11 protein-coding genes are annotated in these 13,812 nt (G+C 57.5%); 4 read left to right on the forward strand and 7 right to left on the reverse strand.

Features of this window, described 5'->3' with window-relative positions; translation table 11 throughout:
- Nucleotides 1-3: 3 nt before the first annotated feature.
- Together FO014_RS02800 and FO014_RS02805 are read right to left on the reverse strand one after the other, a co-directional pair.
- Nucleotides 4-705, reverse strand: a complete 702-nt coding sequence (locus tag FO014_RS02800; protein ID WP_160031334.1) for a fimbrial biogenesis chaperone — start codon at nucleotides 703-705, stop codon at nucleotides 4-6.
- 58 nt (nucleotides 706-763) lie between these two features.
- Nucleotides 764-1,360, reverse strand: coding sequence for a fimbrial protein (locus FO014_RS02805; protein WP_160027656.1), 597 nt, complete (start codon nucleotides 1,358-1,360; stop codon nucleotides 764-766).
- Nucleotides 1,361-1,999: 639 nt separating this feature from the next.
- Between FO014_RS02805 and FO014_RS02810 the strand changes: the two genes are divergently transcribed.
- The 3 genes from FO014_RS02810 (at nucleotide 2,000) to FO014_RS02820 (ending at nucleotide 5,207) form a co-directional block, all read left to right on the forward strand.
- Nucleotides 2,000-2,716, forward strand: coding sequence for an EAL domain-containing protein (locus FO014_RS02810; protein WP_160027658.1), 717 nt, complete (start codon nucleotides 2,000-2,002; stop codon nucleotides 2,714-2,716).
- 22 nt (nucleotides 2,717-2,738) lie between these two features.
- Complete coding sequence (locus FO014_RS02815; RefSeq protein ID WP_160027660.1) at nucleotides 2,739-3,329, forward strand: helix-turn-helix transcriptional regulator; 591 nt, start codon at nucleotides 2,739-2,741, stop codon at nucleotides 3,327-3,329.
- A 255-nt stretch (nucleotides 3,330-3,584) separates the two neighbouring features.
- The gene (locus FO014_RS02820; RefSeq protein WP_160027662.1) at nucleotides 3,585-5,207 is read left to right on the forward strand and encodes an FMN-binding glutamate synthase family protein; all 1,623 of its coding nucleotides are present in this window, start codon (nucleotides 3,585-3,587) and stop codon (nucleotides 5,205-5,207) included.
- 99 nt (nucleotides 5,208-5,306) lie between these two features.
- Here FO014_RS02820 and betA read toward each other — a convergent pair whose 3' ends face one another.
- The 3 genes from betA to betI form a co-directional block, all read right to left on the reverse strand.
- Nucleotides 5,307-6,974, reverse strand: coding sequence for a choline dehydrogenase (gene betA, locus FO014_RS02825; protein WP_160027664.1), 1,668 nt, complete (start codon nucleotides 6,972-6,974; stop codon nucleotides 5,307-5,309).
- Between the two features lie 159 nt (nucleotides 6,975-7,133).
- Complete coding sequence (gene betB / locus FO014_RS02830; protein ID WP_160027666.1) at nucleotides 7,134-8,606, reverse strand: betaine-aldehyde dehydrogenase; 1,473 nt, start codon at nucleotides 8,604-8,606, stop codon at nucleotides 7,134-7,136.
- A 22-nt stretch (nucleotides 8,607-8,628) separates the two neighbouring features.
- Nucleotides 8,629-9,225 carry a transcriptional regulator BetI gene (betI, locus tag FO014_RS02835; RefSeq protein WP_105230366.1) on the reverse strand — a complete coding sequence of 199 codons (597 nt, stop codon included), beginning with the start codon at nucleotides 9,223-9,225 and terminating at the stop codon, nucleotides 8,629-8,631.
- A gap of 403 nt (nucleotides 9,226-9,628) precedes the next feature.
- Here betI and FO014_RS02840 point away from each other — a divergent pair, with 403 nt between their 5' ends.
- Nucleotides 9,629-11,668 carry a choline transporter gene (locus FO014_RS02840; protein ID WP_160027668.1) on the forward strand — a complete coding sequence of 680 codons (2,040 nt, stop codon included), beginning with the start codon at nucleotides 9,629-9,631 and terminating at the stop codon, nucleotides 11,666-11,668.
- A gap of 56 nt (nucleotides 11,669-11,724) precedes the next feature.
- On the opposite strand, the gene FO014_RS02845 is transcribed toward FO014_RS02840, so the two are convergent.
- On the reverse strand, nucleotides 11,725-12,456 hold the full coding sequence (locus FO014_RS02845; protein ID WP_160027670.1) for a fimbrial biogenesis chaperone: 732 nt from the start codon (nucleotides 12,454-12,456) through the stop codon (nucleotides 11,725-11,727).
- Nucleotides 12,456-13,811 carry a fimbrial protein gene (locus FO014_RS02850; RefSeq protein ID WP_246168067.1) on the reverse strand — a complete coding sequence of 452 codons (1,356 nt, stop codon included), beginning with the start codon at nucleotides 13,809-13,811 and terminating at the stop codon, nucleotides 12,456-12,458. Before FO014_RS02850 ends, FO014_RS02845 begins: the two co-directional genes overlap by 1 nt.
- Nucleotide 13,812 lies beyond the last annotated feature (1 nt).

Raw genomic sequence — 13,812 nt, forward strand, 5'->3', positions numbered from 1 at the left:
TCCCTATTTTACCGCGAGTTTAATGGCAACGTCTGAGCCGTAATCATTGATATTGTTAATAACCAGAGTTTCGCCCGCTTTAATCGCCGCCTTGGTGTTCAGCGTGCCGCTGCTTTGCGGCGCTAGCATCAGAGTGCGGTCGTTCAGCGCCGTTTTGCCATCGCGTGAAACCTTGGTCACGGTGATATAAAACGGCGTCGGATTATTCAGCGTCAGGCTATTACCCGCCGCCTTCAGCACCAGCTGCTGCGGCGCGGCGTCGCGATTGCCCAACCCGTTCGGACGATAGAAGAATTTAAAGCGTGAGCGAATCGCCAGCTGCAGTACGTTCTGCCCTTCCTGCTGGCGGTCGGTATTGCTTGGCGGGATCTCCAGAATATTCAGCCACCACAGGCTCTCTTTATTCGTCGCCAGGCCGGATTTATTCGCCAGCTTAATACGCAGGGTCTGGCCGCTTTTCGCGTCCACGCGGGAAATCGGCGGCGTAATTAAAAAAGGCGTCACGATAGTATCCGGCGTGGCATTCGCATCGCCGTTATCCAGCCAGGCTTGCGCCAGCGCCGGCCGATCAGCTGAGTTGGACAGCTGCACCGTTATTTCTCTTTCATTTCCCGGATAAATAAAGCGCGTGCCGTTAGCGATAATATTGTTAGCCGATGCAGAGAAACTGAAAATGAAACAGAAAAAAAGGGCAATAAATTTCATCATAACCTCAGAAATGAAAGCGGCAGACGCGCTGCCGCTTTTGTTCAGCAAAAGATTATTACTGATAGGTAATTTCGTAAGTCGCGTAGCTGTTGACCACACCGCTGGTTACGGTGTCTGGGGTCGCCGTGGCGTAGCCTACGTAGTAGGTGAAACGCTTGCCGCCGTCCAGGTCAGCAATGCTGGTTGCTGCTTTCTGGTTGGCATCGCCCGGGATGATTTTGTTGGTCAGGTTTTTCGCGTCGTCAGCAGACAGCACCAGTTGGATATTCTGTGCGCCGGTACCTTCGGTGTTGGCCAGGTAGCCAGCGGTGGTGCCGCTTGCGCCGGTCAGCAGGTTACCGCCGGTCCAGTTAACGCCCAGTTTGTCGGTGCTAACTTCGGTATCAGCCGCCTGGCAGTTGGTGACGTCGATGGTGAAAGACTTCGGTTTCAGGTAGGTATTGGCGCCTGCATTTTTCACTTCGTTCAGGCTTACCGGTGACAGGTAAACGCTGGCATCGCTGCCTTGACCGTTAACAGAAACAGTACAAGATACGTCGGTTACTTTACCGTAGAAGTCAACCTGACCGCCGCCCACATTTTCGGATGCAGCGTGTGCGGCAGACATTCCCAGAAAAGCGGTTGCTACTGCGGAGAGTAATACTTTGTTCATTGTAATATCCTATGTCGGAATTTATCGAAAATGATTGATATAGTCGTTAGTCCGCACAGAAGATTAAGGAATACAATCTTGCCGTCCCGTCACTATGCGTTAACTAAAATGGAAATGCTGACAGTCACCCGGGAAATACATTAAATATCCATATTTGCAGGCAATATTTGTCACTACCGATAGGTAGAATTCCGAAGTTATAAACGACAGAATTACGAGGAATAGATTTAATTCCATCGCTAACATGTTCCATTTCGGAAGTATCCTAGTCTCACTGCCCCAATAAATTAAAATCGTTTATAACATTCATAAACCCCGCCTTGATAGGAAAAATCTATCAACGATTGGCTATCGATCGATATTGACGATTCCAGAAGATAGGAATAGTCTGTATTTAACCCAAATGAAAAACAAAACCAACGATAAGTTAACGTTAAATCAGTGCATTACGGCAGGTGGTCGAGCGCGAATATTCTGATTTTAAAAGAGAAGTGAAAAGCAGGCATGCATTTTGATGCCCACTTCGGCAAGGGAAAGGCAAAGGCGGTTATAAATAAGAATCTTACCAATAAAACCTGCCAAAAAAATTATTAACCAGTTAAAAAACAATGAACTGTAATTCAATCCAAGGATTGGTAAATGAGCACTTCTTTTATAGAGAGAAATAACGGTATCTATTTTACCTTTCAGCCGATGTTCGCCAGAACGGGACAGCTGATCGCCGTTGAATGCCTGTCGCGCTTTAATCTGGACAGCGCGTTCGCTCATTTCTCACCGGAACAGTTTTTCAAAAGCGCGGATGGCCTGACACGCATTGAGATCCTGCTGGAGCAGGTCAGCCTGATAGAGAAATATCAGGCCTGGTTCAATCAACATCAGGTGATCGTCACGCTGAACGTTGACGACCATTCACTGGCGTCATTAACCAGCAGTCAGTTTGCAGAAAGAATAAAGGCCATACGCTGTATCCACTTTGAAATCAGTGAAAGCGCGACGCGCCTGATAAAAAACCGTGTCCATCTCGATCCGATGCTGGAGGGGTATTCGTTTTGGCTTGATGATTTTGGTTCCGGCTACGCGGGTTTTTCCGCGCTTTATAACAGCCGTTTCCGTTTCGTTAAACTCGACCGTTTCCTGTTGTGGAATTTTATGCAACGGCCGGGCGGCGAAGGTTTAATGCGCGCATTATTGCGTTTTTTTTACCTGAACAATTATAAGGTCATTATCGAAGGCGTGGAAACGCCCGACCATAAAAGGTGGTTGAACGAAATGCCCTATTACGCACTGCAAGGAAAGCTGTGGAAAGAGTCCGACATCGGGGACTTGAATTCGCTTCTGACAGCTGAATACTTCTAACTTATTGTTGGGGTTAGCCCTTATGCCTAAAAATAATGTCCTTGTCATCAGCGAGTGTAAATACAGCTATGTCGGCCTGTCCGTGCTGTTGAAAAAGCATTACGGCCAATATGATATCCGTCTGTTTTCCGACTTTATGCACGATGGCGCCAAGGCAGAAAAGATCGTCAAACATGATATCGCACTGATCTTTACCTCACAGAACCTGGAACAGAGCGTTAATGTTATCGAAAGCCTGGTCGCCATGCACAACGGCTATCGCAGCAACACGCGCATTATCGTGTTCTATGATGATGAGCGGGTGGTCAAGCTGCTGTCGGTGCTGGGGATCACGGTCGAACTGATTCCCGCGCGCATGCCGCTTTATTCGCTGCAAGAAAAATTGCAGCAGCTGTTTGAAAGCCGCACGCCCGGCGGTATCCGGGTGCAGAAAACCCGGGAACTCAGCCCGGCGGAAAGCGACGTGCTGTTCAACCTGCTGCGCGGCGACAGCCTGTTACGCATCGCGCAAAAGCGCGGCACGCATCCAAAAACCATCTTTTCACAGAAATACAGCGCCATGCGCAAGCTGCGCCTGCGCAGCATGAGCAGCATTTTTGTTGCGGCCAAATAATCTGAAGGGGCGTTTTCGCGCCCCTTCCTGTTTACCCACCTGCCAAGCGGGCGGATCAACGCCTTCTCCAACGCCGCCGGTTAGGTTAAATTAATGTAACATCAAGTAAACAAGCAGTAACAGCCACATTCTGTCGCCGCAATTTGGTTACTCTTCCACCACAGGATTTCCCGCTGGCACGATGGCGTGTTTCGCTTTCTCCGCCGCTTCTATCAGCATTGTCGTCTGGATTAAAAATAAACATCAGGAGATGTTATGAAATCATCCTTATTCAGCCGTTATACCTGCTTTATGCTGAGCATTATCTTGGCGCTGGCCTTCTTCTTTATGGCCCTGGAGCAGCCATGGTTCTGGCTGCCCGCCCTGGCGTTTATCGCCCTGACCTCGCTGGGCCTGTATGACCTCAGCCAGCAGCGCCACGCCATCTGCCGTAACTACCCGATTATCGGCCGGCTGCGTTTCTTCTTCGAGTTTGTCCGTCCCGAACTGCGTCAGTATCTGCTGGAGGAAGATGATGAACAGATTCCTTTCTCGCGCACCCAACGTTCACTGGTCTACCGCCGGGCGAAAAATCAGATGGGGGATAAACCCTTCGGCACCATTATCGACGTGTATAAAACCGGCTATGAATGCATCGGCCACTCCATGTGCCCGGTGCCGGTCGCCGATCCCACCAGCTACCGCATCACCATCGGCGGCCCGGACTGCACCCAGCCCTATTCGGCCTCCATCTTCAACATCTCCGCCATGAGCTTCGGCGCGCTGTCCGCCAACGCCATCCGCGCGTTAAACCTCGGGGCGGCCAAAGGCAACTTTTACCACGACACCGGCGAAGGCAGCATCAGCCGTTATCACCGGGAACACGGCGGCGATCTGGTCTGGGAACTGGGCAGCGGCTATTTCGGCTGCCGCACCGCCGACGGACACTTCGATCCGCAGCGCTTCGCCGAACAGGCCGCCAGCCCGCAGGTGCGCATGATTGAAATCAAGCTCAGCCAGGGCGCCAAGCCGGGCCACGGCGGCATTCTGCCGGCGAAAAAGGTTGATGCGGAGATCGCCGCCACCCGCGGCGTGCCTGAGGGGCAGGACTGCATTTCCCCCTCTTCGCACAGCGCCTTCCGTACGCCGATCGAAATGATGCACTTTATCCAGCAGCTGCGGCAGCTCTCCGGCGGCAAGCCGGTCGGCTTTAAACTGTGCATCGGCCACCCGTGGGAGTTCGTCGCCATTGTCAAAGCGATGCTGCACACCGGCATTCTGCCGGACTTTATCGTGGTCGACGGCAAAGAGGGCGGCACCGGCGCCGCGCCGCTGGAACTGTCCAACTATATGGGCATGCCGCTGCGCGAAGGGCTGCTGTTCGTGCACAACACCCTGGTCGGCTGCGGCCTGCGCGACAGCATCAGGATCGGCGCCAGCGGTAAAATCATCAGCGCCTTTGATATCGCCAGCGTGATGGCGCTCGGCGCCGACTGGGTGAACTCGGCGCGCGGCTTTATGTTCGCCGTTGGCTGTATCCAGTCGCAAAGCTGCCACACCAACCACTGCCCGACCGGCGTCGCCACGCAGGATCCGCTGCGGCAGAAAGCGCTGGTGGTGCCGAATAAAGCGGAGCGGGTGTACCACTTCCACCAGAATACGGTCAAGGCGCTGGCCGAAATGCTGGCGGCAGCGGGCGTCAGCCGTCCGGAACAGCTAACGTCGCACCATATGCTGCGCCGCATCACCCCGACGGAAATCAAAGTCTACGCCGATATCTACTACTATCTGGAACCGGGCGCGCTGCTGGAAAAAGAGATTAAAAGTGAGTTTTACGCCCGCATGTGGCGCATGGCAACGCCAAGCAGCTTCGACCAGGCGGTCGCCCTGTCGGCTTAACATATCGGTGATGCCTCGGGTAAAACGGGAAAATAACCCCGGTGCAGGACGCGCCGGGGGAATATTCCCTCCTCGCCGGATGGCGAAGAGGGAAATTGATTACTGCTTGCGCACCGGCGCGTCGCCGGCAACGTAGTAATCCGCCGTGCTGCGCGGCAGCGGCGTGTGCTGACGGATACGGTCGGCGATTTTCTCGGCGATCATAATGGTGGTGGCGTTCAGGTTGCCGGTAATGATCTGCGGCATAATGGAGGCATCCACCACGCGCAGCCCTTCCATACCGTGCACCCGACCCTGGCCGTCCACCACCGCCATCTCATCTTCGCCCATTTTGCACGAGCAGGACGGGTGGAAGGCGGTTTCCGCATGTTCACGTACGAAGGCGTCCAGCTGCTCGTCGGTCTGCACCTCCGGCCCCGGGCTGATCTCCCGGCCGCGGTACTCATCCAGCGCCGGCTGCGCCATAATTTCGCGTGTGATACGGATCGCATCGCGGAACTCCTGCCAGTCCTGTTCGGTCGCCATATAGTTGAACAGAATGCTCGGATGCTGGCGCGGGTCTTTCGATTTCACCTGCACCCGGCCGCGGCTCGGCGAACGCATGGAACCGACGTGCGCCTGGAAACCGTGCTCTTTCACCGCGTTGCTGCCGTTGTAGTTAATCGCTACCGGCAGGAAGTGGTACTGAATATTCGGCCAGTCAAACTCTTTACGGCTGCGGATAAAACCGCCGGCCTCAAACTGGTTGCTGGCGCCGACGCCGGTGCCGTTGAACAGCCATTCCGCACCGATTTTCGGCTGGTTGAACCATTGCAGCGCCGGATACAGCGATACCGGTTTCTTACAGGCGTACTGCAGATACATCTCCAGGTGATCCTGCAGATTCTCGCCGACGCCCGGCAGATCGTGCACCACATCAATATCCAGCTGCTTCAGCAATGCCGCCGGGCCTACGCCGGAGCGCTGCAGAATTTGCGGCGAGGCAATAGCGCCGGCGCACAGCAGCACTTCTTTGCGCGCACGCGCCGTATGCAGTTCATTGCCGTCGCCCTTCAGGTAGCTGACGCCCACCGCGCGCTTGCCGGCAAAATCGATATGATCGGTCAGCGCATGGGTAACGATGGTCAGATTCGGCCGCGGGCGCGCCTGGTCCAGATAACCACGCGCGGTGCTGGCGCGGCGGCCTTTCGGCGTGACGGTGCGGTCCATCGGCCCGAAACCTTCCTGCTGATAGCCATTCAGGTCGTCGGTGCGCGGATAGCCGGCCTGTACGCCCGCTTCGATCATCGCGTGGAACAGTTCGTTATTGCCGGCCTTCGGCGTGGCAACGCTGACCGGACCGTCGCCGCCGTGGTAGTCGTTCGGCCCGATATCGCGAGTTTCCGCCTTGCGGAAGTACGGCAGACAGTCCAGGTAGCTCCAGTCTTCCAGACCCGGCGCTTTCGCCCAGTTGTCAAAATCCATCGCGTTGCCGCGAATGTAGCACATGCCGTTAATCAGCGAGGAACCGCCCAGCCCTTTGCCGCGCCCGCACTCCATGCGGCGGTTGTTCATGTGCGGTTCAGGATCGGTTTCATACGCCCAGTTATAACGGCGGCCCTGTAACGGGAAGGCCAACGCCGCGGGCATCTGCGTACGAAAATCCATCCGGTAATCCGGGCCGCCGGCTTCCAGCAGCAGGACGCTCACGTCGGCGTCTTCGGTTAAACGGGTGGCTAATACGTTACCGGCGGAACCGGCCCCGATAATGATGTAATCGTATTCCATCAATTATCTCCTTTCATTGATATAGCTGAGTGATGCAAACGGCCTGCAGGCCCGCATACTGTGCAGTCAAAATAGCGTTGCTTGACGTAAAAAGACGGGCATAGCCCGGGTATTCAGGCTGCGGCGCACGGCGCCGCAGCCTGAATGCGACGGTGGGGATCAGAACACGGAACCGAAGTCGCCCAGTTCAACCTGCACCGATTTGATTTGCGTGTAGTGCTCCAGCGTGGTCAGGCCGTTTTCACGACCGACGCCGGAGTGTTTGTAACCGCCGACCGGCATTTCGGCCGGTGACTCACCCCAGGTGTTGATCCAGCAGATGCCGGCTTCCAACTGGTGAATCACCCGGTGGGCGCGCGCCAGATCGCGGGTCACCAGACCGGCCGCCAGACCGTAGGTGGTGTCGTTGGCGCGTTTGATCACTTCCTCTTCGCTGTCGTAGCTGAGGATGCTCATCACCGGCCCGAAGATCTCTTCGCGCACAATTTCCATCTCGTCGCTGCAGTCGGTAAACACCGTCGGCGCCACGTAAGCGCCCTTGCCGAACTCGCCGTCGGTTACGCGTTCGCCGCCGCACAGCAGACGCGCGCCGCTGTTCTTGCCGCTTTCAATAAAGCGCAGCACGGATTCCATATGCGGGAAGCTGACCAGCGGGCCGAAGTTGGTGTCCGGATCGGTCGGATCGCCCAGGCGAATGCGCTGCACGCGCTCCAGGATTTTGCTTTCAAACTGGGATTTCAGCGCCGCCGGCACAAAGACGCGCGTGCCGTTGGTGCACACCTGGCCGGAGCTGTAGAAGTTGGCCATCATGGCGATATCCGCCGCGCGATCCAGGTCGGCGTCGTCAAACACGATCAGCGGCGATTTACCGCCCAGTTCCATGGTGACTTCTTTCAGCGTCGAGCTGGAAGCGTTGGCCATCACCTTCTTGCCGGTTTTTACGCCGCCGGTGAAGGACACTTTGGCGATGCCCGGATGGTCGGTCAGGTACTGGCCCACTTCCGCGCCGCTGCCGGTCACCACGTTGAACACGCCGTCCGGCAGGCCGGCTTCGGTGTAGATTTCCGCCAGCTTGAGCGCCGTCAGCGAAGTGACCTCGCTCGGTTTGAAGATCATCGCGTTACCGGCGGCCAGCGCCGGCGCCGATTTCCACAGGGCGATCTGGATCGGATAGTTCCAGGCGCCGATGCCGGCAACCACGCCCAGCGGTTCGCGGCGGGTGTAAACAAATGAGGAGTCGCGCAGCGGGATCTGCTGGCCTTCAATCGCCGGGATCAGGCCGGCGTAATACTCCAGCACGTCGGCGCCGGTGACGATATCCACCGCGGTGGTTTCCGACAGCGCCTTCCCGGTATCGAGGGTTTCCAGCGCCGCCAGTTCGTCATTGCGCTCACGCAGGATATCCACCGCACGGCGCAGAATGCGCGAACGCTCCATCGCCGTCATCGCCGCCCACACCTGCTGTCCGCTGGCTGCACTCGCCACCGCACGGTTGACGTCTTCAGCGCTGGCGGCCTGAATTTCGGCGATCGTTTCACCGTTGGCCGGGTTCACTGCGTTGAAAGTTTTACCCTCGGTACTGTCTACATAGGCGCCATGGATATAGAGCTTCTGTAAGCCAAAACGGGACATAGGTTCTCCTTTATTGCTGTCCTCAGGGCGGCGTATGCCCCCGGAGCTGAAACATAATGTATTCGCTGGTCAGCGCGATGGCCTTGGCCTGATTAAACTCGCTGCCGCGCAGCGCAGCGCGCAGCCACAGGCCGTCAATCAGTGCCGCCAGCCCTTTCGCCGCCAGCCGCGCCTGCGCTTTGGGCAGCGCGCGCTGAAATTCGGCGCTCAGATTGGAATACAGCCGGCGTCCGTTGACCTGCTGCAACCGGTTGAGCTGCGGCTGATGCAGACTGCTGGCCCAAAAAGCCAGCCAGGTTTTCATCGCCGCGCTGTTGATCTGGCTGTCGTCAAAGTTGCCGGCGACAATCGCCTGCAGACGCGCAGCCGGACTCTGGTCTGTCTGTGCCTGTAATCGCCGCCTGACTGCCTCGCCCAGATGGCTGATCAGATAGCGCATCGTCGCTTCCAGCAGGCCGTTCTTATCCTTGAAGTAATGACTGATAATGCCGTTCGACACGCCGGCCCGACGCGCAATCTGCGCGATAGTGGCATCATGCATTCCGACATCGTTTACTGCGGCCAACGTGGCATCAATCAACTGCTGCCTTCGTATCGGCTGCATTCCTACTTTTGGCATGGCTCCGACTCTCAAAACAGGTCTTCTGTAAGACGGCGTTTCCTGCCCAAGTATGGCAGTTTTTAGCAAAAATTAAGAAACGTCGCCTGACTATTAAACTTTTTTTTGATTGAACGTTCAATAAAAATTGCATATATTTTATTACCGCTTGGTTACTAAAGTGTAATATTCGGTTGTGGAACTGGCTGATTTTTGTGAGGTATTTAACAAACCTGACCAAAATCAGTGGCTGTAAGCGGTTCCCGCCGCGCAGTGTTTTTTGCTGCGCTAAAGAGTTTCGGCGGTAATTTTTAGAAAGCAAAGGTAATGATTGCCGTCGGGCTGTCTGCCGTATTTCGCCGGAGGTGAACGCCGCCGGCGGAAGACTCGATTCTACTCAGTTGTTAAACACCAGAGGAAGACGATGACAACACACGACACCTCCTCAAAGCCACAGCAGGACAGACTGAACCCTGTGGTTTTCTTCGTCTCGGCGGGGCTGATCCTGGCCTTCTCGCTGATGACGATTTTCTTCACTGATTTATCCGGAACCTGGCTTACCCACACCCTGAACTGGGTGTCCAAAACCTTCGGCTGGTACTATCTGCTGGCCGCCACCCTGTATATCGTATTCGTGGTATGTATCGCCGCCTCGCGTTTTGGTTCGATCAAGCTCGGGCCGGAACAGTCCAAACCTGAATTCAGCCTGATGAGCTGGGCGGCGATGCTGTTCGCCGCCGGGATCGGCATCGACCTGATGTTCTTCTCGGTCGCCGAACCGGTCACGCAATATATGATGCCACCGGAAGGCCAGGGCCAGACGCTGGAAGCCGCACGGCAGGCGATGGTCTGGACGCTGTTCCACTACGGGCTGACCGGCTGGGCGATGTACGCCCTGATGGGGATTGCGCTCGGCTACTTCAGCTACCGCTATAACCTGCCGCTGACCATCCGCTCGGCGCTGTACCCGATCTTCGGCAAGCGCATCAACGGCCCGATCGGCCACAGCGTGGATATCGCTGCGGTGGTCGGCACCATCTTCGGTATCGCCACCACCCTCGGCATCGGCGTGGTGCAGCTGAACTACGGGCTGAAAGTGTTGTTCGACCTGCCGGAAAACCTGACGGTGCAAAGCGCACTGATCCTGCTGTCGGTAGTGATGGCGACCATCTCGGTGACCTCCGGGGTAAATAAAGGCATCCGCATCCTGTCGGAGCTGAACGTCTGGCTGGCGGTCGGCCTGATGGCGTTCGTGCTGTTCTTCGGCGACACCGAGTTCCTGCTCAACGCGCTGGTGCTCAACGTCGGCGATTACATCAACCGCTTTATGGGCATGACGCTCAACAGCTTCGCCTTTGACCGCCCGGTAGAGTGGATGAACAACTGGACGCTGTTCTTCTGGGCCTGGTGGGTTGCCTGGTCGCCGTTTGTCGGCCTGTTCCTGGCGCGTATTTCCCGCGGCCGCACCATCCGCCAGTTTGTGGTCGGCACGCTGATCATCCCGTTCGTGTTTACCCTGCTGTGGCTGTCGATCTTCGGCAACAGCGCGCTGTACCAGATTATCCACGGCAACACCGCGTTCGCTCAGGAAGTGATGCAGTACCCGGCGCACGGCTTCTACAGCCTGCTGGCCCAGTACCCGGCCTTCACCTTCAGCGCCTCGGTCGCCACCATCACCGGCCTGCTGTTTTACGTTACCTCGGCGGACTCCGGCTCGCTGGTGCTCGGTAACTTCACCTCACGGCTGAGCGATATCAATAACGATGCGCCGAACTGGCTGCGTATCTTCTGGTCAGTCACCATCGGCCTGCTGACCATCGGCATGCTGATGACCAACGGCGTCTCCGCGCTGCAGAACGCCACGGTGATTATGGGGCTGCCGTTCAGCTTTGTGATCTTCTTCGTGATGGCCGGGCTGTATAAATCGCTGAAGGTTGAGGATTACCGCAAGGCCGGCGCGCTGAGCACCTCGGCGCCGACGCCGGCCTCCAGCAACGAAGTGCTGAACTGGAAACAACGCCTGTCGCGCGTGATGAACTATCCGGGCACCAAGTACACGCAGAAAATGCTGGATCGCGTCTGCCTCCCGGCGATGCAGGAAGTGGCGCGTGAGCTGGAGCTGCGCGGCGCAAAAGTGGAGTTCAACGAAGTGCCGCCGGTGGAAGAAGAGCGCCTGCCGCACCTGGAGCTGCTGGTGCATCTGGGGGAAGAGCAAAACTTTATCTACCAGATCTGGCCGCAGCGCTATTCGGTACCGGGCTTCACCTATCGCGCTCGTTCCGGCAAGTCGCACTACTACCGTCTGGAAACCTTCCTGATGGAAGGCACCCAGGGCAACGACCTGATGGATTACAGCAAAGAACAGGTGATTGGCGATATTCTCGACCAGTACGAAAAACACCTGAACTTCCTGCATATTCACCGTGAAGCACCGGGCAATACCCTGACCTTCCCGGATATGTAACCGCCGCCGTTACGGCTGCAATTACCCAACGGCGCGTCAGTGATGACGCGCCTTTTTTATTGTCCCAGCGCGGCGCTGCCGGCCATCCCCTGACCATCGTCGTCGATCAGCACATAGCTGACGCTCTCCGGTCGCCCGTCGCGTTGCTCATCCACATCGAGCGTTTTACTGGCGAACGGCGCCAGCATGCCGATCGCCAGCGCCGTCTGTCGGCCGCCGCTATTCAGCTGCGCCTGACCGTAGGTGGCGTACAGCGGCGTCGGGTTGTTCACCGTCAGCATCAGCTTGCCCGGCAGCCGCGTCAGGCTGAAACGCTGACGCGCCGCCAGCTGCTCCGCCTTTTTCTGCAGCCCGGCCGGCCGGTAGAACAGCTTCAGCTGCAGCCGCACCGCCACTTTGAGCGCCGATACGCCCGGCGGCAAATGCGCATCGGTCGGCGGGATTTCATACACGTTCAGCCAGTACAGCGATTCACGATCCGACGGCTGCGCCACCTGCGTCGCCAGCAGACGCAGGTTTTTCTTCTCCCCCGGCTCCAGCCGGAAAATACCCGGCAGCGGCATCACCGGCACCTCGCCCGCCGTTTCCGGCGTTCCGTCCGGCGCGCCGTCATCCACCCAGGTCTGCACCACCACCGGATAGTCGTTGCCGTTGACCAACAGCAGCGAACGTTCGCGATCGGCAGCGGCAAACACCACACGCGACGACTCGACAATCACCCCGGCATACGCCTCACCGCCAAGGTTCAGCAACGCGCAAAGACAGAACATCAGAGATCTCATCATCATTATTGCACCTGAATGATCACCTGGGCGCTGGCGCTCACGCTGCCGGCAGTGATCGTTTTCCCCGGCAGCGCCCGCAGCGTGGCGGTCAGAGTTTTGTTGTAACGGGTCACCCCGTCGGTTACCGCCCCGGCGCTGGCGTCATCCAGCACCGGATACCAGCCGGCGCGGTTACCGCTGGCCACCGCGCCGCTCAAGGTGCTGAGCAGGTTTAATATCGCCCCGCCGGGACGGGAAATCTGGATGCCGACGCCGGTGGCGACGTTCGGGTCGACACCGTAGCCGTCCGACAACAGATAGCCGACGCCGGAGCCGGCGCTGCCTACGCCTTCCGCCACCGCCGCGGCGGCATTCGCCGGGTTGACCAGAATGCCCATCGCCGTCTGGTTGGCGGCGATACCGCTGGCAAACGCACCGACGCCGCTGGTCGCCGGCGTACCGGTCTGACAGTCAAACTGAATGGTTATCGGCATCTGACGGGTTTCACCGGCGCGCAGCTGGGTAGCGGTAATCGGCGTAAAGCGCACCAGCGGCGTCACATTGGTCACCGAGCAGGTGGCGGAGCGGCGAATATACAGCCGGTTATACAGGTTCACCGCGCCGGGCCAGGCGCCGTACCAACCGCTGAATTGCGATAACGAGTCCGCGCCGACACTCAGGGACGGCGACAGCCCGCCGCCCTGAAAGGCGATATAAGTGGCCGGCTGCGACTGCGGATAAACGCCGGTGGTAGTCTTCGGCCCCGTGGAGTTGCTCAGGCGGAACAGCTCCACCTTTGTATCGCTGAAGTTCTTGGCTTTCACCACTATCCATCCCTGCGAATCCGTTTCCAGATCGGTTAACGGCCGCGCCTTCCAGTAGCGGGAATAGTATTCGCCGGTCGCCAGATTGGTCGCCCGCAGCGCCATGCCGTCGGCATAGGTACGGTAGGTTTCCGGCAGACCGGACGCCGCTCCGACCTCCACCTTGCCGGCCCACTCCGAGTCGCCGTTGGTGGCATAGTATTCATACAGCTTACCGGCTTCATCGGCGGTACAACGGAACAGGATCTGATCGGCGCTGTAGCTGCCGGAACCGGCCTCCAGCGCGCTGACGGTGCCGCTGGCGATCAGCGTACCGTCCGGCTGAAACAGGCTGTTATTGATATTTACCGTCGTCGGCAGTGTGCCGATAGAGCCGGAGGTATCGGTCGAGCCGCTCCAGGCGGCGCCGATGCCCTTACTCGGATCGGTATAGTAGTTCGAACTGGCGTTAGTGTTGGTGGCGGTAATCCGGTAGCAGGTTGCCTGCGCCTGACCAAGCCACAAGCTGCCGGCCAGCATCAGCAGCGCGGCGCGCGAGAATATATTCATCATCATT

Source organism: Serratia rhizosphaerae, from assembly GCF_009817885.1.
GTDB classification, from domain to species: Bacteria; Pseudomonadota; Gammaproteobacteria; order Enterobacterales; family Enterobacteriaceae; genus Serratia_B; species Serratia_B rhizosphaerae.

What these genes read in the sequence shown, in the direction of transcription:
- FO014_RS02800 (WP_160031334.1), bottom strand. Translation starts at nt 705, where the DNA reads ATGAAATTTATTGCCCTTTTTTTCTGTTTCATTTTCAGTTTCTCTGCA.
- FO014_RS02805 (WP_160027656.1), bottom strand. Translation starts at nt 1,360, where the DNA reads ATGAACAAAGTATTACTCTCCGCAGTAGCAACCGCTTTTCTGGGAATG.
- FO014_RS02820 (WP_160027662.1), top strand. Translation starts at nt 3,585, where the DNA reads ATGAAATCATCCTTATTCAGCCGTTATACCTGCTTTATGCTGAGCATT.
- FO014_RS02810 (WP_160027658.1), top strand. Translation starts at nt 2,000, where the DNA reads ATGAGCACTTCTTTTATAGAGAGAAATAACGGTATCTATTTTACCTTT.
- FO014_RS02845 (WP_160027670.1), bottom strand. Translation starts at nt 12,456, where the DNA reads ATGATGATGAGATCTCTGATGTTCTGTCTTTGCGCGTTGCTGAACCTT.
- FO014_RS02840 (WP_160027668.1), top strand. Translation starts at nt 9,629, where the DNA reads ATGACAACACACGACACCTCCTCAAAGCCACAGCAGGACAGACTGAAC.
- FO014_RS02815 (WP_160027660.1), top strand. Translation starts at nt 2,739, where the DNA reads ATGCCTAAAAATAATGTCCTTGTCATCAGCGAGTGTAAATACAGCTAT.
- FO014_RS02850 (WP_246168067.1), bottom strand. Translation starts at nt 13,811, where the DNA reads ATGATGATGAATATATTCTCGCGCGCCGCGCTGCTGATGCTGGCCGGC.
- betI (WP_105230366.1), bottom strand. Translation starts at nt 9,225, where the DNA reads ATGCCAAAAGTAGGAATGCAGCCGATACGAAGGCAGCAGTTGATTGAT.
- betB (WP_160027666.1), bottom strand. Translation starts at nt 8,606, where the DNA reads ATGTCCCGTTTTGGCTTACAGAAGCTCTATATCCATGGCGCCTATGTA.
- betA (WP_160027664.1), bottom strand. Translation starts at nt 6,974, where the DNA reads ATGGAATACGATTACATCATTATCGGGGCCGGTTCCGCCGGTAACGTA.